General features: G+C 45.0%; 16 protein-coding genes. 11 read left to right on the top strand and 5 right to left on the bottom strand.

The window, feature by feature from the left end; genetic code table 11:
* Positions 1-151 precede the first annotated feature (151 nt).
* Genes ABD960_RS16870 through ABD960_RS16860 form a run of 3 tightly spaced genes read left to right on the top strand, consistent with a single transcriptional unit; the run spans position 152 to position 3,826 of the window.
* Positions 152-1,870, top strand: coding sequence for a carbamoyltransferase family protein (locus ABD960_RS16870; protein WP_345332786.1), 1,719 nt, complete (start codon positions 152-154; stop codon positions 1,868-1,870).
* Positions 1,867-2,838, top strand: a complete 972-nt coding sequence (locus ABD960_RS16865; protein WP_345332783.1) for a glycosyltransferase family 2 protein — start codon at positions 1,867-1,869, stop codon at positions 2,836-2,838. The genes ABD960_RS16870 and ABD960_RS16865 overlap by 4 nt, the downstream gene beginning before the upstream one ends.
* A gap of 4 nt (positions 2,839-2,842) precedes the next feature.
* Positions 2,843-3,826, top strand: coding sequence for a glycosyltransferase family 9 protein (locus ABD960_RS16860; RefSeq protein WP_345332780.1), 984 nt, complete (start codon positions 2,843-2,845; stop codon positions 3,824-3,826).
* Positions 3,827-3,836: 10 nt separating this feature from the next.
* Here ABD960_RS16860 and ABD960_RS16855 read toward each other — a convergent pair whose 3' ends face one another.
* On the bottom strand, positions 3,837-4,799 hold the full coding sequence (locus ABD960_RS16855; protein ID WP_345332778.1) for an SDR family oxidoreductase: 963 nt from the start codon (positions 4,797-4,799) through the stop codon (positions 3,837-3,839).
* A 249-nt stretch (positions 4,800-5,048) separates the two neighbouring features.
* Here ABD960_RS16855 and ABD960_RS16850 point away from each other — a divergent pair, with 249 nt between their 5' ends.
* From ABD960_RS16850 to ABD960_RS16830, 5 genes are all read left to right on the top strand, one after another.
* Positions 5,049-5,603, top strand: coding sequence for an RNA polymerase sigma-70 factor (locus ABD960_RS16850; protein ID WP_345332775.1), 555 nt, complete (start codon positions 5,049-5,051; stop codon positions 5,601-5,603).
* 40 nt (positions 5,604-5,643) lie between these two features.
* Positions 5,644-6,705, top strand: a complete 1,062-nt coding sequence (locus ABD960_RS16845) for a FecR domain-containing protein (RefSeq protein ID WP_345332773.1) — start codon at positions 5,644-5,646, stop codon at positions 6,703-6,705.
* A 26-nt stretch (positions 6,706-6,731) separates the two neighbouring features.
* On the top strand, positions 6,732-9,737 hold the full coding sequence (locus tag ABD960_RS16840) for a SusC/RagA family TonB-linked outer membrane protein (protein ID WP_345332771.1): 3,006 nt from the start codon (positions 6,732-6,734) through the stop codon (positions 9,735-9,737).
* A 12-nt stretch (positions 9,738-9,749) separates the two neighbouring features.
* Positions 9,750-11,342 carry a RagB/SusD family nutrient uptake outer membrane protein gene (locus tag ABD960_RS16835; protein WP_345332768.1) on the top strand — a complete coding sequence of 531 codons (1,593 nt, stop codon included), beginning with the start codon at positions 9,750-9,752 and terminating at the stop codon, positions 11,340-11,342.
* Positions 11,343-11,408: 66 nt separating this feature from the next.
* Positions 11,409-12,389, top strand: coding sequence for a metallophosphoesterase (locus ABD960_RS16830; protein WP_345332766.1), 981 nt, complete (start codon positions 11,409-11,411; stop codon positions 12,387-12,389).
* Positions 12,390-12,474: 85 nt separating this feature from the next.
* Here ABD960_RS16830 and ABD960_RS16825 read toward each other — a convergent pair whose 3' ends face one another.
* Positions 12,475-13,014: a lipocalin family protein gene (locus ABD960_RS16825; RefSeq protein WP_345332764.1), complete on the bottom strand. Its 540-nt coding sequence runs from the start codon at positions 13,012-13,014 to the stop codon at positions 12,475-12,477.
* Positions 13,015-13,290: 276 nt separating this feature from the next.
* Positions 13,291-14,535 (bottom strand): cation:proton antiporter, encoded by a 1,245-nt coding sequence (locus ABD960_RS16820; protein ID WP_345332762.1) that lies wholly within the window; start codon positions 14,533-14,535, stop codon positions 13,291-13,293.
* Positions 14,536-14,770: 235 nt separating this feature from the next.
* On the opposite strand from ABD960_RS16820, the gene ABD960_RS16815 reads away from it, so the two are divergent.
* Both ABD960_RS16815 and ABD960_RS16810 read left to right on the top strand, forming a co-directional pair.
* The gene (locus tag ABD960_RS16815; RefSeq protein ID WP_345332760.1) at positions 14,771-16,306 is read left to right on the top strand and encodes a PAS domain-containing sensor histidine kinase; all 1,536 of its coding nucleotides are present in this window, start codon (positions 14,771-14,773) and stop codon (positions 16,304-16,306) included.
* A gap of 7 nt (positions 16,307-16,313) precedes the next feature.
* Positions 16,314-16,685 (top strand): response regulator, encoded by a 372-nt coding sequence (locus ABD960_RS16810; RefSeq protein WP_345332758.1) that lies wholly within the window; start codon positions 16,314-16,316, stop codon positions 16,683-16,685.
* Positions 16,686-16,695: 10 nt separating this feature from the next.
* On the opposite strand, the gene ABD960_RS16805 is transcribed toward ABD960_RS16810, so the two are convergent.
* Positions 16,696-17,943 carry an arsenic transporter gene (locus ABD960_RS16805; protein WP_345332755.1) on the bottom strand — a complete coding sequence of 416 codons (1,248 nt, stop codon included), beginning with the start codon at positions 17,941-17,943 and terminating at the stop codon, positions 16,696-16,698.
* Between the two features lie 178 nt (positions 17,944-18,121).
* Positions 18,122-18,769 (bottom strand): flavin reductase family protein, encoded by a 648-nt coding sequence (locus ABD960_RS16800; protein WP_345332753.1) that lies wholly within the window; start codon positions 18,767-18,769, stop codon positions 18,122-18,124.
* A gap of 143 nt (positions 18,770-18,912) precedes the next feature.
* On the opposite strand from ABD960_RS16800, the gene ABD960_RS16795 reads away from it, so the two are divergent.
* A complete protein-coding gene (locus tag ABD960_RS16795) occupies positions 18,913-19,977 on the top strand; it encodes a GNAT family N-acetyltransferase (protein ID WP_345332750.1) in 1,065 nt (354 codons plus the stop codon).
* Positions 19,978-19,997: the final 20 nt, after the last annotated feature.

Below are 19,997 nucleotides of genomic sequence, written 5' to 3'. Positions count from 1 at the left end.
TATTGTACAATACCGGCTTTTGCTTTTAATATATTTTTATAATAAATTAATAATAATTAAAATTTTTAAATTAAAATATAAACAAGGCGTTCAATTTATTGTAATAGTATAACATCTAACAAAAGTTAAACATCAATTACACTTTATCGCAATGTATGTACTGGGCATCAATGCTGTATTTCACGACTCGGCTGCGTGTATCATAAAAGACGGTATTTTATTAGCCGCTACCGAGGAGGAGCGCTTTACTCATTTTAAGCATGGCAAAAGGCCTGTTCCGTTTTCAACATGGGAGCTGCCTTTTCATGCTATAGATTATTGCCTTAAAATAGCAGGCATTCACATTAACGATGTTGACCACATTGCTTATTCGTTTGATCCTTATTTGCTGATAGGCGAAAAATACCGTGGCAAATCAACCATCGAGATACCTTTTGAAGAAGGTTCGTCAGCATTAGACGACGATTTTCGCAACGTATGGGATCCTTTGTTCCTGTCGTCAATCATCAATGCGCCGGGCCAGTTACGCGATGGCTATCCGCATCATTTGCAAAAACGCTTTATAGGCTGCAATATTCAGCGCGATAAATGGCACTTTGTAGAACATCACGTATCGCACGCGGCAAGCGCGTTCAATTGTTCGCCATACGCTAACGCTGCCGTAATGACGGTTGACGGCCGTGGGGAGCTGGCTACTACCACTTACAACGTTGGTGCCGGGCAGCAGCTCAACCGCATCGGGCAGGTAAATATGCCGCACTCGTTAGGTTTGTTGTATGAGGATGTAACTACACACCTGGGTTTCCTGCACTCCTCTGACGAATATAAGGTAATGGCGCTGGCATCATACGGTAAACCTGAGTTTGTCAATGATTTTAGGGAGATTGTTCAAATAGGAGAAAAAGGTCAATATACCATCAACAATCAAAATTTGGAGGAACGTTTTGGCCCGAAACGCTTACGCCATGAGGAATTTACGTCGTTCCATTTCAATATTGCGCATTCGCTGCAATTGGTTATTGAAGAAAGCATGCTTGAGCTTACCGGCTGGCTGCAAAAAGAAACGCAGGAAGAAAACCTTTGTCTTGCAGGTGGTGTGGCGCTTAACTGCGTAGCCAATGCCCGCATTCGCGACAGGGGAGCTTTTAAAAATGTTTGGGTACAACCGGCTTCGGGCGATGATGGTACCGCATTAGGTGCAGCCCTTTGGGTAGATGCGCAACAGCGTAACACCAACGAGCGCAGCTTTGAAATGACGCACTGCTATTGGGGGCCTGAATATACTGATGAAGAGATTGAAAAGTCAATGAAATTGTGGAAGGTACCGTACCGCAAACTGAATAATATTGCCGAAGAAACCGCCGATATTTTGGCGCAGGATAAAATTATCGGCTGGTACCAGGGGCGTATGGAATTTGGTCCGCGTGCATTAGGGAGCCGTTCTATATTGGCATCACCTATCAATCCGCAAATGCAGGCGAGACTAAATGAAGTGAAGGACCGTGAGGATTTCAGGCCGGTAGCGCCTGTGGTGCTGGAAGAAAAGGCCGCCGAATGGTTTGAGAATGCCCGTTACTCACCGTTTATGTTATTTATTTATGATGTTAAGCCCGATAAAGCCGACAAGATACCTGCTGTAAGGCACACTGATGGTACGGCCCGTATACAAACCATCAATGACAATCAGCATAAAAATTATTACGATCTGTTAAAGGCCTTTGAGCGTAAAACCGGTGTGCCGGTATTGGTTAACACCTCGTTCAATACACTCGGCAAGCCCATTGTTTGCACCCCGCGCGACGCCATCGAATGCTTCTGGACATCGCCTTTTGACGCATTGATTATCGGATCATTTGTAATCGAAAAATGAGCATAGCTATATCTGTAATAATTCCCACCTATAAACGCACCCAGTTATTGGTGCGCTGCCTTAAAGCGTTGTTACAGCAGCGTTTTGAGAAGGACAGGTATGAGATTATTGTGGTAAGCGATGGCCCTGACGATGAGACCCAACGCATATTTAACGGATTTGCCGGGTATGAATATCCGGCGTTGCGCTACTTACCGCTGTCTACAAAGAAAGGACCTGCCGCCGCGCGTAACTGCGGTTGGCTGAATGCTAAAGGATCTATTATTGCTTTTACGGATGATGATTGCGTGCCGGATATTCATTGGCTTGATCAGTTATACCAACATTTAAAGGATCAGGAATACGCCGCCATTACCGGTAAGGTGATAGTCCCGGTGAACAAGCGCCCTACAGATTTTGAAAAAAATACCGCAGGCCTGCAGTTTGCTGATTTTATTACGGCTAACTGCGCCTGCACCAAAGCCGCACTGGTTAAAACCGGCGGTTTTGATGAGGATTTCAGCATGGCCTGGCGGGAAGATAGCGATCTTGAGTTTAAGCTCATTGCTAACCACATTCCGGTAACGCGCGTAAATACAGCAATAGTAACCCATCCCGTAAGGCATGCCGCGTGGGGTGTAAGCATCCGCGAGCAAAAAAAGACCATGTTTAACGCTTTGCTATATAAAAAATATCCTGGGTTGTATCGCCAAAAAATACAGCCTGCACCACCGGTATTGTATTATGGCATCATAACCGCCGTTTTAGTAATGCTGGCGGGAGTGTTATTAACCGATACCTTAATGGCACTGGCAGGCGCTGCCATGTGGCTGGTGCTTACCCTTTATTTTATTTACAAGCGGTTGCAAACAACCAGCCTGGCGCTAGCCCATGTTGCCGAAATGATTGTTACCTCTTTGGTAATTCCGTTTGCATCCATATACTGGCAATGGTATGGCGCCGTTAAATACCGTGTATTATTTATATGAATTAATGAAGTTACCAGTAACCGAAATAAAGAGCATTGCCATATTCAGGGCGCTTCAATTGGGCGATATGTTATGCGCTGTACCGGCCTTCAGGGCGCTGCGCGCGGCATATCCGCAGGCCAAGATCACATTGGTAGGTTTGCCCTGGGGCAAATCATTCACCCAGCGGTTTCATAAATATTTTGACGATTTTATCCATTTCCCGGGCTATCCGGGTTTACCCGAGCAAAAGTTTGAACCGGTTGATTTTACCGGCTTTTTAGCCGAAATGCAAGTGCGCGAGTTTGATCTGGCCATTCAAATGCAGGGTAATGGGTCTGTTGTTAACCCGATGGTTGAATTATTTGGTGCCCGGTATACGGCCGGATATAAAATTGACGGGCATTACGCGCCGGGCAACAGTTTGTTTATGCTCTATCCGGACGAAGGCCATGAAATTGAGCGCCATGTAAAGCTGATGGAATTTTTAGGCATCCCATCGCAAGGTACCTCGCTTGAATTTCCGCTGACTGCCGATGATGAAAGTGCTTTCGCTCAGTTAAACCTGAATATCGAACCACAAAAATACATTTGCGTGCATCCGGGTTCGCGCGGTTCCTGGCGTCAGTGGCCCGTACAATACTTCGCTGCCCTGGCTGATTATTGCGCCGAGCAAGGTTATAAAGTAGTAATTACCGGAACAGCCGAGGAGCAGGAGATAATTGACCAGGTAAAGGAGCATATGCGCACCGACGCTATTGATCTGGCAGGCAAAACCAGTATGGGCGCTGTAGCTGTGTTGATTAAAGATGCCGCCATGCTCATATCAAATTGTACGGGCGTATCACACATCGCGTCGGCGTTTAAAACACCAAGTATCGTGATCAGTATGGATGGCGAACCGCAAAGGTGGGGGCCGCTTGACAGCCGCATTCACCGAACTATCGACTGGCTGCAAAATCCCGATTTTCATTTAGTGTTCAGAGAAACAGTAGAAATGGTGGCCTGAGCCGCCATTTCTACTTTCGGAGTAATAGCCAGGTGGCCGCGAAACCGGCTAAAGCCGCGCCCGCTATCAGGTTTCGTTTTTGTTTTGGAGCCATAGGCAAATTAAATCCCCCGTGTATGCCGGTACCAAAATCAACGGTGTTATAGGTATTACCATCTGTTAAAGCCACATCATCAGCAACCTTAAAATACCTGCGCATTACCCACCCGGTAATGTTGGCGGTGGCTTCGGGGGCTATGGCATGGGCAAACTTTAGTAACAACGAAGTGCCGCCTACATAGGTGTTTGATTTTGGCTGATTGCTCAACTGAACCATGGCTCGCGCTACTTTAACCGGATCGTAAACAGGTGGAGCAGGTTTTAGCATTTTACCGGTATAGTTGGCGGCGTGGTATATGCCCGGGGTATCTAAAAACGCGGGAAACAGGTCACAAACGTGGATACCAGGCCATGCTTTCAGTTCCGCTTTTAGTGATTCTGAAAATCCCCTCAAGCCAAATTTGCTTGCCGTGTAGCCTGCTCCGTAGGGTACAGGCAAGTATCCGCCTATGGATATATTGTTGATGATGGTGCCATAGCCCTGCGCTTTAAAAACCGGCAGTACGGCATGCGCGCCGTTCATGTAACCAATTAAATTGGTGCGGATGATCTGCTCATGCGTTTCCATTGGGGTAACATCAAAATCACCTGCGCCAAGTACGCCGGCGTTATTGATCCACACATCTACATGCCCGTAATGATCATTGGCCTTATTTGCCAGATTGATCATCGCTTTGGTATCGGTAACATCAGTAACCACTACCAGGGCTTTGGCGCCCAACGCGCGGCATTCATCGGCCACTTTTTCTAAGGCATTTTCGTTTCGCGCGGCCAATACCAATTGCGTTTTATAGGTTGCAAATTCCAGTGCGGCTGCCGCACCTACACCACTTGAGGCACCGGTTATTATTACTACTTTTCGTGACGTTTTCATAATCAATCATTCATTTTAACTATCACAACCCGCCGGTTTTCATTATTGCAGATTAGTTGTGATATTTGTTTCGATATTTTAACATGTGGCGGTAAAAACGGTTTCCTTTTGATGGATAATTATTAAGCCGCAACCATATCATCAAGCCTGAATTATATTACTGTAGTAACCAATTATAATCGCGTGAATTAATGATTACCTAACAAACAGGTAGCACGCAAGTAATACTTATCTGAAAATTTTGCACTGATGGAAAATGTGCACGCAATTAAGCTGGGTTGTATTACCACTTTTAAGATGATATACTACCAGTATCATCAAAAAATTTATGCTTATATCGCCCATAAAACCTCGTCAACCTACCTGGCCGAAGAGGTTACTCAACTCACGTTTATCAAGTTTTGGGAAAAGCGGCATCTCATTTCTGAGGTGTATGATTTAGATGTGCAATTGTTTCGCATTGCGCGTACGGCCATGATCGATGAATTGCGTAAAGATGCGGTTCGCAATAACATGATCAATGAATTGGAGCGCGATTTCAATCAGCCGGTTGATGATAAACTTTCCGACAAAGAAACACTTAAGCAGGTGCACAATGCCATCGAACTATTACCACCCACGCGTAAAATGGTATTTAAACTAAGCCGGTTCAATCATTTCACCAATGCCGAAATTGCGGAGATGCTGTCCATATCTACCAAGACAGTTGAAAACCACATTACGCTCGCAATAAAGCAACTCCGTAAGGCCGCCCTAAGCGTTGCAGTAACTGTGTTATTAGATGCATTGTTAAATAATTGTTAAGCATTAGGGGTTAAGTGCGCGGCTCCCGTATTGGGAGTATATGCATCCAACCGACGAACTTATACGGAAGTATTTTAACAGGCAGTGCACTGCTGAAGAAGCCGAACAGGTTTATCAGTATTTACAGCGGCACCCCGAAATAATTGAGCGTTTGCTCAGCGAGAAGGAGTGGACGCAGTTTGACGGCGGCAAACACCCTCATCCGCAAAAGTCGGCACAAATGCTGGATGCCGTACTCGTTCAAATTGAACATCAGCCCGTACCCGGAAAAAAATCGTTCAGGTTATGGCGGTACGTAAGTGTGGCGGCAAGCCTGCTGTTATTTGCCGGTCTCTTTATATTTCAGTTAACGTGGCCTATACCGGTAAGCAAACATTATGTATCAGTTCCGGCACGTGTAGTAAACTGGCAAAACACTACAAACCACGGAAACCGTGTTCAGCATATTTTGCTTGATGATGGATCTGACGTTGCTTTGTACCCGGGTTCATCTGTAAAATACAAGCTGCCGTTTAAAAGCCGTACACGCGATATTTACCTTACCGGTGTAGCAAAGTTTAAAGTAGCAAAGGACAAAACGCGGCCCTTCACCGTATTTTCAGGCGAGGTAGCCACCACCGCGCTCGGGACAGTTTTTACCATAACCGCATGGCCTGCCGAGCAGATTACTAAGGTCAAGTTGCACTCGGGTAAAGTCAGGGTTATTAACACAAATAATAAGTTTAAGCCGCAATACCTGCTGCCGGGTAAACAATTGGTGTTTAATAAAACAACCGGTGATGTAACCTTAAAGCGCTTGGATGAAAATCCGGTTATCAATAAACCGGCTGTTGTTGCAGGCTCGGTAAAAATCAGCGGAGACACGCTGCGGTTTATGAACCAGCCTTTGCCCAATGTATTCAGCAAGCTACAGGAGTTATACGGTATTTCTATCACCGTTAACGTCGATTTGAAAAAATACCGGTTTACCGGCGATTTCAACATGGCTGCCGACTCGCTGCCATCAATGCTTACCACCATCGGTACGCTCAATAAACTTACTATAAGTAAAGCGGATACTGCTTACATCATAACGCCTCAAAATCTTAAAAAGAAAAAATAATTATTCAACACGTAAACCAACTTACTATGCTCAAAAACTACAAATTACGCTTTAAGGTGAGCCTGAAAACAGCGATGCTGCTTTTAGCCTGCCTGGTAAGCTTTGCAACCGCCCGTGCGCAAACCGCGCCGTCGGCTACCGGTATCGTTAAAGATTCAACCGGGGTAGCGTTACCCGGCGTAACGGTTAACGCCCAAAACATCTCATCAGGTAAAGCCATCAGCTCGGTTACTGATAAGGATGGTATGTTTAATATCAATAACCTCGAAAACGGAGGAAATTACAGCTTTACCTTCACTTATGTAGGTTACTTAAGCAAAACCTTAACCGGGTATACGGCTACCGCCGGCAATAAAATATCGCTTGCCGTGGTGCTTAAAGAGGGCGCAACCGCGCTTTCGCAGGTAGTGGTAACCGGTTACGGCCGCTCGAGCAAAGCCGAGGTTACGGGCGCCATTACTTCGGTACAGGCAGAGGATTTTAACCGCGGGGTGATCAGTTCTCCGGCGCAATTACTACAGGGTAAAGTAGCGGGACTTAACGTTACCCGCAGCGGTAACCCTAACGAAACCGGTGCCATTATTTTGCGTGGCCCATCAACATTACGTAGCGGCGCGCAGGAACCATTTTATGTAATTGATGGTGTGCCTGGTGCTTCAATAGCCTTGCTGGCACCTGAGGATATCATGACGATGGATGTGTTGAAAGACGCGTCATCAACGGCTATTTACGGTTCTCGCGCAGCCAATGGCGTTATCATGGTAACCACACGTAAGGCAAAACCTGGCGAGCCCCGTTTAAGCTACAGCGCGTATGCCGGCTTTGAAAAGGTATCAAACCAGATTGAAGTATTAAGCGGCGACGAATTGCGCAAATACCTGGCGGATAACAACCGTAGCCTTAACCCGGTTGACAATAACGAAGGTGCTAACACGGATTGGCAGAAGGAACTTACCCGTAGTGCTTTTTCGCATAACCACAACCTGTCGTTAAGCGGTAACAGTGGTAAAACAGCATATAACGTAAGCATGAACTACCTGAAAAATCAGGGTATCATCAAGGATTCGGAACTGGAACGCTTTATACTTCGTGCCAATATTGATCAGAAATATTTTAACGACCGCCTGCGCCTGAATGTATCAGCGGTGAACAGCGTTACTTCAACCAGTAACATACCTAACGAGGTTTACCTGAATATGCTTACTTATTTGCCTACGGTTAATGTGAGGCAACCCGACGGCAGCTTTACTGAAAACTTTACGCGTACCCGCGGTTACCTAAACCCGGTATCGTTAGTTGAAAATTCAATGTTGGATGGTAAAGTAAAAACCTTTTTGGGTAACGCTATGGCAGAGGCTAAGTTGTTTGATGGCTTGAAGTATACCTTAAGCGTGTCGTACCAGGATGAGCAGAACAACAATAATACCTATTATACCCGTGCATCGGGCCTGGCGCAAGGTTATAACGGTTATGCCTTACGCAATAGCTATACAAATAACAAAAAGGTATTGGAGTCATTTTTTAATTATGACAAAGCCTTTGGGGATCATGATGTGAAATTACTGGCTGGTTACTCATGGCAGGAGGATAGAAATAACGATGGTTTTAGTACCTCAAACAGAAATTTTGTTACCGATGTGCTTGGCTATCAGAATTTAGGTTTAGGTGATCCGTTAAGCGGCGTTGTGCCTGACTATAACACGCTGCAGCCTATCTCTACTTTAAGGTTGATATCTTTTTACGGAAGGGCGCAGTATAATTATAAGTATAAATATCTTTTCCAGGCATCTCTTCGTCGCGACGGTTCTTCGGCGTTTGGTATCAACAACAGATGGGGTTACTTCCCGGCTGTATCGCTCGGATGGAACATCAGCAAAGAAAGCTTTATGGAAAATGTGCGTTTTGTAAATGACCTAAAGCTTCGCGCCGGCTACGGAAGTTCCGGTAACACACAGGGCTTTAATGCATTTACCCGTTGGTTTTTATACCGGGCAGCGTCAAGGTTTTATTATAATGGCAGATATATCAACGCTATCGGTCCGTACCAGAATGATAACCCGGATCTTAAATGGGAACGTACTAATATGGCCAACATAGGTGTTGACTTTGCTTTATTCAATAACATATTAACCGGTTCGGTTGATGTTTATGATAAACGCACAAAGGATTTGATATGGGATTATCCGGTATCTACTACTCAATACTATGTGCCTTACTTAACAGCTAATGCCGGCGAAGTAAGCAACAAAGGTGTTGAGGTAATATTAACTGCTAAACCTTTCAGCGGTAAAAACTTTAAATGGACAACAACACTTAACTTCTCACATAACACAAATAAGCTGGTATCGCTATCTAATGATGTATTTACATTGCCATATGTTCGTACAGCATTTTTAGGTGGTAAAGGCCAGTCCGCCAATCCATCGCAAATTGTACAGGAGGGTAGTCCGATAGGGTCATTCCTGCTAGCCCGTTATGCCGGTAAAGACGCAAATGGCATATCGCAATTTTATAAGGCTGATGGCACTATAAGTAACCAACCGCCGGTTGTGGCCGATTTTTCAGTAGCCGGCAGTGCGCAACCTAAACTGCTATATGGTTGGAACAACAGTCTTGTTTACAAAGATTTTGACTTCAGCTTCTTTTTACGCGGCGTTTACGGAAATAAGGTGCTTAATGCCACGCTTGCTAATCTAAACAGCCCATCAGATGCGACTAACGTTAACATCCCCAAGTTTACCTTGGGCGAAACTCCTACAGATAATAATGCATACATTCTTTCAGATAGATATCTGGAAAGCGGATCATATCTGCGCTTAGATAATGCCACGTTGGGGTATACTTTAAAGCTGAAAACAAACGCTGTTAAAAGCCTTCGTTTTTATGCAACCGGCAATAACCTGTTCATCATAACCAATTACAGAGGTATTGATCCTGAAATAAATATTGGTGGCCAGACGCCGGGTATTGATAACAATAATTTTTATCCAAAAACACAATCATACCTGTTAGGCATGACAGTAAATTTTTAAACAGCAATAAACATGAAAAAAATATATGTATTTACCGCGCTATTAGCTGTTGCTATTACCGGTTGTAAGTTGGATACAGAAGTTGAATCAGAGTTAACCCGCGACAACTTTCCGCAAAACCCGGAAAGTTACATCGCTGCAACCGGCCCGGTTTACACGCAGTTGCGCTCCATTTACGCGGTAGATTACTGGCGCATGCAGGAGTTATCAACAGATGAAGCCATCATCCCAGCCCGTGATGGTAACTATGACGATGGCGGGCAGTACCGTTTTCTGCACCTCCATACCTGGGGGCCTGATCACCCGAACGTTCGATCTAACTGGGAGTGGGGTTTTGGTGGTATAAACACCTGCAACCGTGTATTGAATTTATTTGCGGCTACTCCCGAAAGTGATACCAAGCGCCAGGTAATGGCTGAGATGCGTACTATGCGCGCCCTTTATTATTTTTTTATGATGGATTTATACGGAAACATACCCCTGATAACAAGTTTTCCGGTTACAAGTCCGCCTAAAACGACAGCACGTGCTGAGATATTTGCTTTTATTGAGAAGGAGTTGAAAGAAGCGATCCCTAACCTGAGTACTACAGCCGGGCAGTTAAACTACGGCCGCCCAACCAAGTGGATGGCGTTTACCCTATTAGAAAAATTATATTTGAACGCTCAGTACTACACGGGCCAGTCTAAATATACTGAAACCGTTGCCATGGCTGATAGTGTTTTAAACGGCGCGAAAAGTATTTACTCTTTAGATGCCGATTACATGACCTTATTCGCGCCTAACAATGGCCCGCAAATAAAGGAGACCATATTCGCCATTCCGTATGATCCGAACGTGGCCGAGGGTAATCACTTTACTCGATTTGGCTTGCATACCGCCTTACAGGCTAAATACAGTATCCCCTTCCGCCCGAGTATCGCGTTGAGCACCATTAAAGATTTTTATGAGAAATTTAACCTTGCCGGCGACGTGCGTAATACTACCTGGCTGGCCGGTAAGCAATATGAAAATAATGGCTCGCCGGTAATCATTAAATCAACCAAAAAAGGTGTTGATGCGAGTTATACAGGCGCTGATGGTTCGGCAGCGGTTGATTACCATCTGGATTTTACGCCCGAAATGCCATTGGTGCGGCCCGCTACCATGGATGTTGGTAACGATGAATTAGGTAAAGCAAGAGGTGTGCGCTCTATCAAATTTTACCCGGATCCGAATGCTAACTCAAGCACCCGTTATCAGGGTAACGATATGCCGGTGCTAAGGCTGGCCGATGTGATGATGATGAAAGCCGAAGCTATTTTGAGGGGGGCAACTGCAACCACCGTAAACGGCGAACTGCAAACGCCTGATGTATTGGTGAATAAAATACGCGCCCGTGCCAAAGCTCCGCTGGTAAGCGGCATTACGCTCGATCAATTGCTTGACGAACGTGGACGTGAATTTGCCTGGGAAGGCTGGCGCCGTAATGATTTAATACGTTTTGGTAAGTTTGAAGCTGCCTGGGGCTTTAAAACCAATACCGATGTAAATAAACGTATTTACCCGGTACCAACCAGCGAAAAGGCGCTTAACCCTAACCTGGTACAAAATCCCGGTTATTAATTAAATTAAATATTTAAATTATAGCCCTGCTGCATTGTAGCGGGGCTATTATATTTCAGGTAGTTTATGAAGATAAAATTATGCGTTGTGTTGCTTGCCTTAGCCGGTCAGGCGTTGTGCCAAACTAAAGATTATAAGGCCGAATATATAAAAGGTTACCGTGGTGGCCATATTAAAGGGCAGGAGAGTGTTGACGGCGCCCTTGAATTTGCAGCCGTTGGCGATTTTGGCCGCGGAGGCGAATATTTTCAGAAGGATATGGCAGCTAACCTGGCCAAAGCGGTAACCGGTGTAAATGCCGAATTTATTGTTGCTACAGGTGATAATATTTACCCCGACGGGGTGCAAAGTGTGCACGATCCGCTTTGGAACCTATCATTTGAGAATGTTTTCTACCAGTACCCGCTGCACCGCCCCTGGTATGCCGTGCTGGGTAATCATGATTATCATCAAAACCCGCAGGCCGAGGTGGATTATTCGCAGGTAAGCGGCCGCTGGAATATGCCTGCGCGGTATTACTCATTTAAACGCCGTGTAGGCAAAAATGCTGAGGCTTTGTTTGTATTTATTGATACCAACCCGCTGGAGCCATCATCGTATAAAAGCGCATACCGCGACGAACTGATAAAGCAGGATAGTGCCAAACAAAAGCAATGGCTTGAAACGGTTTTGGCTGATACCAGCTCAACCATCAAATGGAAGATAGTTATTGGTCATCATCCGTTATATACAGCCGGTAACCGGGCACTTAACAAGCCGGAGATGCGCTACTCACTCGAGGGTTTGTTTGAGAAGTATAATGTAAATGTATACCTATCCGGCCACGAGCATCATTTACAGTATTATCATCCGCCGCAAAAATTTACCCACCACTTTATTTCAGGCGCGGGCAGCGAAGCCAATGAAGAGCTGATACCACGCGGCCCGGTTGATTTCTTTGCACCCATTCAAGGCTTCATGATTTTTTCCCTCACTGATAAGTCATTACTCATGCAGGCTATTGACCGCAAGGGCAAGGTTTTAAAAAAGATATCTATCAGCAATTAAGATTATATAAAGTCCGGCAAGGATGAGCGTTGGTACGCGCACCATGCCGGACTTTCCTTCCAGATCAACGAGGCGATATTTCGTCTTACTGTTTTGTCCAAACCAGCTTATCCGTATCATAACCCAGTGCCCTGGCTTTTTCCAGGTAGTTTTGCTTCACCGCCTCGGGCATTGTTTTCTCGCGCGATAGCAGCCAAAGGTACTTGAGGTTATTACCTGCAATCAGCGCATATTGATAATCCGGATCGATAGCTATTATATTATAACCGGCATAAATCGGGCCGAAGAATGATACCTTTAATCTGCCCTCGGTTGGCTCGCCCGCTGGTTTGGCTTTACCTATGCTTTGTTTCCACTTGCCATCTTTGGTTTTGTAACCTTTATTATCAACGCGGATGGTTTCGTCATCAATTAACGAATAGGTGGCGGTAACCTGTTCCAAGCCCTTCTCAAACTTAAAATCCATACGTGCAATTTCGTACCAGGTACCCAGGTATTTGTTTTTATTAAAAGGCGTAACCGCCCGGGCACCTTTCGGTATTGATACGCATGACGAAAGGCTAAGCGCTATTGCGGCTGCCGCCGCACCGGCTAAGCCGAGTATAATGAAGTGTTTGTTTTTCATAGATCCGTTTAATGGTGTGATCTATATAAAACCCTTGTAACTTAAATATGTGTGATGAATGGCGAAAATCATCGTTTGTTATTGATAAAAGCTAAGTTAACCGCTTGTAGTATGCGTTAAGCTCATGGCTTTTAATAACTGCTGGGTTTTGGTGTTTTTTTATGCTCGAGCTTTTAACACGTGCAGCGTGGGGGCCTTGGGTTAGCGTTAATGCCATCGATGTTTATGATCATATACGTAACACCGTTTATTATTATATTGATCTTTGCCGTTGAACTATCCCGGGTTTTTTACCAGCATATTGATAAACTTATTAAGCGTGAGCCCCTGTACAACTATAGAGAATACCACAATTACAAACCCGGCTGTAAGTATCAACGGTTTGTAGGGTGAATCAGGTAGCGAGAGGGCAAGCGCTACCGAAATGCCACCCCGTAAACCGCCCCAGGTAAGTATTGCTACACTGCTATATTGAAGGGAAAGCGTTCGCCGTAAAAAAGCTATTGGTAGCACAATGCTGAGCGCACGTGCGGCAAGTAGTATAACAATAGCCGCTACGCCGATGAGCAAATAATCTGGCCGAACTGCTATAGATACCAGTTGCAGGCCAATTAATACAAAAAGTACCGTGTTGAGCAATTCATCAGCCAGCGACCATATGCGCTCCAGGTTTTCACTATGGCTTATAGATTCGTGCTGATTAAAGCTGTGGCTACCTATAAGCAGACCCGCGGCTACTACAGCCAACGGCGCCGAAACATGGAATATACCTGCTATCGCCGCTATGCTAAGCACCAACGTAACCGATATCATTACGATGGTTTGAAAATCCTGTATTAACCGCATCATGCGGTAGGCGGCTAAGCCCAGTATACCACCCAGCAGCAATCCGCCAAAAACTTCCTGACCAAAAAGTTTGGCTGCCTCTGTGACCGAAAAATTCTTTTCAGGGATGCTGGCCACTTCCGAAAAGCTGACGAACAGCACGATGCCGATGCCATCATTAAATAGTGACTCGCCGGAGATGATAGTTTTTAACCTTTCGGGCATTTTTGATTTGGTGAGCAATGCGGCTACAGCAACAGCATCAGTTGGTGATATCAGCGCGCCAAATACCAGGCAATAAATAAATGGTATATCCATACTGCACAAATGCAGTAGCCCATAAAACAAGCCGGCAAAAATTATGGTTGAAAGTATAACACCTATAGTGCTGATCAGCAGTACACCGCGCAGGTTTTCACGTAATTTGTTAACATCAAAATGCAGTGCGCTGGCAAAAAGTAAAAAGCCCAGCATTACATCCAGCAGCGTTTTTGAAAAATCAATGGAATTGGTAAGTTCCAGTATAAACTTGGTGAAACCGGACACAGCCGATCCGGCTACTACCGTAATGAAAGCGGCTACAATGGCTAAAACCATCACCCCGATAACGCCGGGGAGTTTTATCCAGCGGGCGTTTATAAAACTAAAAATTGTACTGATTGCTAACAGAGCGGTAATAATAATGATTAAATCCATAGCCGTTTTATTAAGGGAAAACCAGCTCACTTTAACTGCAAACCAGTATTTTATAAGCGCATTAAGCGCAGTTTTGTTTAAAGTTTTGCGGATTGCCGGAATTTAAGTGCCTCTGGCGCAGTCGCAGATAAGATGGAATAATCATACTGGAACGTTTTTTGATATTGATGCACAAACCAGCAGTTGGGCAAACACTTATTCCTAAACTCGCATCTGGGAATATTATTTGTCGAATATGGAAAATACGTTTAAAGCCGATCAGTTACCCCGCGATTCAGATAATTCAATAAGCCTCACGCTTATTAAAGCGGCATTAGATGCCAGCGTATCAGGTATTATCATAACTGATAACCAATTGCCCGACAATCCCATTATTTATTGTAACAGCTCATTTGAGAAGATGACCGGTTACGAAAAGAATGATATTATTGGACACAATTGTCGGTTTTTGCAGGCAGATGACCGGCAGCAGCCTGAACGGGAAAAATTACGGGAGGCTGTTAAAAACGGGCAAAACGTATCGGTAGAGATAAGGAATTACCGCAAGGATGGCGAACTGTTTTGGAATGAACTTTACGTATCGCCCATAAAATCGCCAGAGGGTAAGGTTACCCATTTTGTAGGCGTACAGCATAATGTTACCCGGCGCAAAAAAGCCGAAGAGGATCTGCGGCACGAAAAGCGGTTGCGCGAAGAAAAGATAGCGGAGCGTACTGATGAATTAAACGCCAGCAGGGAGTATTTGCAAAGTATAGTTCAAACAGTAAGGGAGAGTTTGCTGGTGCTTGATCCGGGCCTGAAAGTAGTCAGTGCGAATCAGCATTTTTTAAACACTTTCAAGGTAAGTCTTTCCGAAACCGAGGATAAAAGCCTTTATGATCTGGGTAACGGGCAATGGAACATACCTAAGCTTAAAGAGCTGTTAGAAAAAATATTGCCTACAAATAACCCGGTGCTCGATTTTGAAGTGGAACACAATTTTCCGCACATCGGCAAAAAGCTGATGCTGCTGAACGCGCACAGGATAGAGTTGGAAGGGGAGTATAAGGACCGCATACTTTTAGCTATAGAAGATATTACCGAACGTCGGGCAATTGAGCAACGCAAAGACGATTTCTTGTCCGTTGCCAGCCATGAACTAAAAACGCCTTTAACCACTATTAAGGGCTACATCCAGATTATGGAGCGTCTGCTGCCACCTGAGTCAAGCGAAAAGTTGAAGGATATCATCAAAAAAACAGCAAGGCATGCCGATAAGCTTAATAATTTGATACAGGAGTTGTTAGAAGTATCGCGCATTCAAACCGGCAACATCACCCTGGTTAAAGAAGAGTTTGATTTGGACGAAATGGTGACTGAAATGGTTGACAGCCTGCAGGCGGCATCATCCAACCACTGCATTCGCGTTAGCGGAAAAACCGGAATAAAATACCGCGGCGATGAATCGCAACTGAGCCAGGTGGTGAGTAACCTGCTGTCAAACGCGATAAAATATTCTCCGGATTCTACAAGTATTGATGTGCATCTGGCAGTGTTGGGCGATTATGTAAAATTTTCGGTTACTGATTACGGGCTGGGCATTAGTCCGGCCGATCAGAAAAAGATATTCGAGCGTTTCTACCGTTCGTCAGAAACGCAAAAAAGCTTTCCGGGCATGGGTATTGGGCTTTATATATGCGAGCAGATCATCAAAAACCATGGCGGCGGCCTTTGGGTTGACAGTGAGTACGGAAAAGGATCGACCTTTAATTTTACGCTCCCCCTGAATTAATTGGACTATGAAGAAAAAGATACTTATTTGTGACGATGACGAAGGCATTCTGGAAATGCTGGAAATGGTGCTCGAAGCGGAGGAATACGAAGTAACCACTGAGCAAAATAGTTTAAAGGTGTTTGACAGGATGGCGAAGGTACAACCCGATATACTGATACTTGATCTGTGGATGCCCGTGCTTTCAGGCGATCAGATCATCTCGAAAGTACGTTCAACATCTGCGTATGCACATTTGCCTGTGCTTATAATATCAGCCAGCCGCGATGGCGCTGAGATTGCCAAAAATGCCGGTGCGAGCGCTTACCTGGCCAAACCTTTTGATATTGGCGATTTTATGGACGCAGTAGATAAACTGAATACGCAATCAGCTGCTTAGTTAAGTTTAATTAGATATAAGGCAATAGTAATAATATCACCAGCATGGGCAGCAGCATAACGAACAGGCCTGTCTTTAAAAACTGTGCGGCACTTATGGTAACGCCCTCGCGGCGCAAAGCCTGCAACCACAGTATGGTTGCAAGCGAACCTGTAACCGAAAGGTTGGGGCCAAGGTCAATGCCAATCAGCATAGCTTTTCTTACTAAATCAGGTATCACAGCGGTTTGTGCAATCTCGCCAGCTATTAATCCGGCAGGTAAATTATTCATCAGGTTGCAGGCTATGCCAATTATTCCGCCGGTAGCTATTGCCGCGTTGTTAACGTTTTGCTTCGCGGCGGTTGCAAGTACGGTAGCCAGGTGAAGCGTAATGCCGGTTTGTGTTAGCCCTTCAACTATTATGAACAATCCGGCCACCAGTATTAACACGCTCCATGATACGTGGCCAAAAGCTTTCAGGATTGATTTTTTATCGATGATGCTGATGATTACTGTACATAGAAAACCTGTAATAAAAGTAGGCCAGCCAAGCGGAACAGAATAGGCTGAGCAGATAAGCAACACAAATACTGTAAATATGATGCCGTAAAGCGCCAGTCTGCCGGTTGTGCTCAAGGCAACTACCGGGCTATCGGTGCTAAATCTTTCTGATAAAGCTTTCCGTTGCGAGAGCTTCAGGATAAAATAAGTGAGGGCGATAACGATAACTGAAGGCAGCAGGAATTGCGCGAACCAACTGCCCAATGACGGTAACCGGGTTTGATATATCACCAGGTTTGCCGGGTTTGATATGGGTAAAACAAACGATGCGGCGTTGGCAATAAAAGCGCAGATCAACAAGTATGGCAAATTATTTTTTACGTCTGATGCCCGGGTGGCGGCTATTACGGCAGGGGTTAACACTACCGCGGTTGCATCATTTGACAGGAGCGCCGTTACGACGACACCCGACAGAAAGATCAAAAGAAACAGCCGGTTTGCCGAACCTCGCGATGCTTTTACAGCATGGGCTGCTATCCAGTCGAATAACTTCTCCTCGCGGGCGGCTTCTGAGAGTAGCATCATTCCCGCTAAAAACAGGTAAACACCTGTCCCCTTTTCAACCCCGGCAATAGCTGCTTTGACCGGTATAAGCCCGAAGATTAGGAGCAGGGAAGCGCCGCTTGTTGCCCAAACAGCTTCAGGTAATTTAAACGGCCTGATGATGACACCGGCTATGGCTAACAGCGAAATAAACCAGATAAGGTAATTGTTCATGCTTTAATAACAGGTAATGATCAGCCCGCGTATCTGTCTAAAAAAAATCAGGGCCTCTAACGAAGCCCTGAAACTCATAATCATTATTTCTAATGAGTGCGGAACGGCTAAATCTGGCATCGGACGTATCTAAAAATACATAAACTGATTTGTATCGAAAATGTTGCAGGCGAAGTGGTTATTTCTGGTCAAAATTTAAGCTTTGCGGCGTAGTGCCGGGCTTGGCATAAGTAAGCCGCTCTAAAAGCCGGGGCAACAAGTAACTGTCCAGCCCGGAGCCTGCAACGGTTTGGGCGCTGATATGATCAATGCTGCCATCCGGCTGAATTACGTGGTCATCAACTATAATACGTGTTATTTTACCGATTACGATAGTTGTTCCGTTCAGCGGTACATCCATAATTTCGGCAAGTTCCAGGCCGATCTTTATGGTTGATTCGGCTACGAAAGGCGGTTTAAAGCCATCCTGATAATAAGCGGTGAAGCCACATTCCTCAAATTCAGAAACACCGGAAGGGTAACTTGCGCTGGTTTGGTGCGCGTTACGGTAGGTGTCGGTTTGTACGTTGCTGAGCGTATACTTGCCAACGTTGCGGATGTTATTCAAACTATCGTTATGTGGCCAAACCGGGCGGATAACCATACCCAAAAGCGGCGGGTTAGAGCCAAGATGAAAAACCGAACTTACAATGCATAAATTTGGTTTGCCCTCGCTGCTGATGGTACCTAAAAGGTTCAGCGGTTTATAGCCGCTTACGCTGTTCATCAGCGCGGTGCGGTAAGGCTTATCCATATCCGCTATTTGTTGGGCGTTAATTACCTTCATGTTTTAATATCTGTATCGCATCCCGGTGTTTCATTTACCTCGCGGATGAAATGGCTGAACAAATCTGCGCCCGGCAATGTTTGTTTACTATGTTTTGATGTGTGTTAACTTTGTCAGCTAATCTTAATCAGCAAACCCATATCATGGATGATATAACAATTACCAGGGCAAACCCTAATGATGTATATACCTTGCAGCAAATAGGCCGGCAAACGTTTGCCGAGACTTTTACAAATAGTAATAGCAAAAAAACCATTGCCTTATACCTTGATGAGAGCTTTGCAGTAGATAAACTTACCCGCGAAATAAGCAATGAAGATTCACAATTTTATTTTGCTTCGCATAAAAGCGAGGTAATAGGTTACTTAAAGCTCAATACCGGAAACGCCCAAACAGAGCCTGAAGATATTTCCGCGCTTGAGATAGAACGTATTTATGTACTCGCGGCTTATCATGGCAAAAAGGTAGGGCAATTGTTGTATAACAAAGCCATGCAGGTTGCCGATGAACTGAAATGCAATTATGTATGGCTCGGCGTTTGGGAGAAAAATTCGCGGGCCATCCACTTTTACGAGAAAAACGGCTTTGTGCCTTTTAATAAGCATATATTCAGATTAGGCGGCGAGGAGCAGACCGATATCATGATGAAAAAGGCACTGAAAGCCAATATTAACCTGCAGCCCTTGCTCGAGAAAGAAAAGATTATACTCTACCCTTTAAAGCAGGATGATTTCGGATTGCTTTATGACGTAGCTGCTGATCCGGCTATATGGGCGCAGCACCCTAATAAGGACAGGTGGAAGGAAGATGTTTTCCGCAACTTTTTCGAAGGCGCATTGCAAAGCGGCGGTGCTTTTCGTGTAGTTGATAAAGCCACGGGCAATACCATTGGCAGCACCCGCTTTTACGATTATAATGAGTATGACAATAGCATATTTATAGGCTATACCTTTTACGCTACCGCATACTGGGGCAAAGGCATTAACGGGCAGGTAAAGACCTTAATGCTGGATTATGCTTTTCAATTTGCAGAAAGCGTGTTTTTCCACATAGGCGCACAGAACATCCGTTCGCAAATAGCCATTGGCCGCCTCGGCGCCGTTAAAACCGGTGAGCAGGAAGTATGTTACTTTGGTGAGGCGCCTAAGCAAAACTTTGTTTACCGTATAACCGGGGCAGAGTGGCTGGCCAAAAAAGATAAAGCTTAAAGCCGCAGGATATTGAACTT

The sequence above is a fragment of the Mucilaginibacter defluvii genome, assembly GCF_039543225.1.
GTDB classification, from domain to species: Bacteria; Bacteroidota; Bacteroidia; order Sphingobacteriales; family Sphingobacteriaceae; genus Mucilaginibacter; species Mucilaginibacter defluvii.
This window is presented reverse-complemented; position numbering and strand designations above follow the sequence as displayed.

Bases quoted from the DNA above. Each gene is read 5' to 3' on its own strand.
- ABD960_RS16840 (WP_345332771.1), top strand. From the start codon at position 6,732: ATGCTCAAAAACTACAAATTACGCTTTAAGGTGAGCCTGAAAACAGCG.
- ABD960_RS16805 (WP_345332755.1), bottom strand. From the start codon at position 17,943: ATGAACAATTACCTTATCTGGTTTATTTCGCTGTTAGCCATAGCCGGT.
- ABD960_RS16845 (WP_345332773.1), top strand. From the start codon at position 5,644: ATGCATCCAACCGACGAACTTATACGGAAGTATTTTAACAGGCAGTGC.
- ABD960_RS16800 (WP_345332753.1), bottom strand. From the start codon at position 18,769: ATGAAGGTAATTAACGCCCAACAAATAGCGGATATGGATAAGCCTTAC.
- ABD960_RS16830 (WP_345332766.1), top strand. From the start codon at position 11,409: ATGAAGATAAAATTATGCGTTGTGTTGCTTGCCTTAGCCGGTCAGGCG.
- ABD960_RS16820 (WP_345332762.1), bottom strand. From the start codon at position 14,535: ATGGATTTAATCATTATTATTACCGCTCTGTTAGCAATCAGTACAATT.
- ABD960_RS16870 (WP_345332786.1), top strand. From the start codon at position 152: ATGTATGTACTGGGCATCAATGCTGTATTTCACGACTCGGCTGCGTGT.
- ABD960_RS16810 (WP_345332758.1), top strand. From the start codon at position 16,314: ATGAAGAAAAAGATACTTATTTGTGACGATGACGAAGGCATTCTGGAA.
- ABD960_RS16835 (WP_345332768.1), top strand. From the start codon at position 9,750: ATGAAAAAAATATATGTATTTACCGCGCTATTAGCTGTTGCTATTACC.
- ABD960_RS16855 (WP_345332778.1), bottom strand. From the start codon at position 4,799: ATGAAAACGTCACGAAAAGTAGTAATAATAACCGGTGCCTCAAGTGGT.
- ABD960_RS16860 (WP_345332780.1), top strand. From the start codon at position 2,843: ATGAAGTTACCAGTAACCGAAATAAAGAGCATTGCCATATTCAGGGCG.
- ABD960_RS16815 (WP_345332760.1), top strand. From the start codon at position 14,771: ATGGAAAATACGTTTAAAGCCGATCAGTTACCCCGCGATTCAGATAAT.
- ABD960_RS16865 (WP_345332783.1), top strand. From the start codon at position 1,867: ATGAGCATAGCTATATCTGTAATAATTCCCACCTATAAACGCACCCAG.
- ABD960_RS16850 (WP_345332775.1), top strand. From the start codon at position 5,049: ATGGAAAATGTGCACGCAATTAAGCTGGGTTGTATTACCACTTTTAAG.
- ABD960_RS16795 (WP_345332750.1), top strand. From the start codon at position 18,913: ATGGATGATATAACAATTACCAGGGCAAACCCTAATGATGTATATACC.
- ABD960_RS16825 (WP_345332764.1), bottom strand. From the start codon at position 13,014: ATGAAAAACAAACACTTCATTATACTCGGCTTAGCCGGTGCGGCGGCA.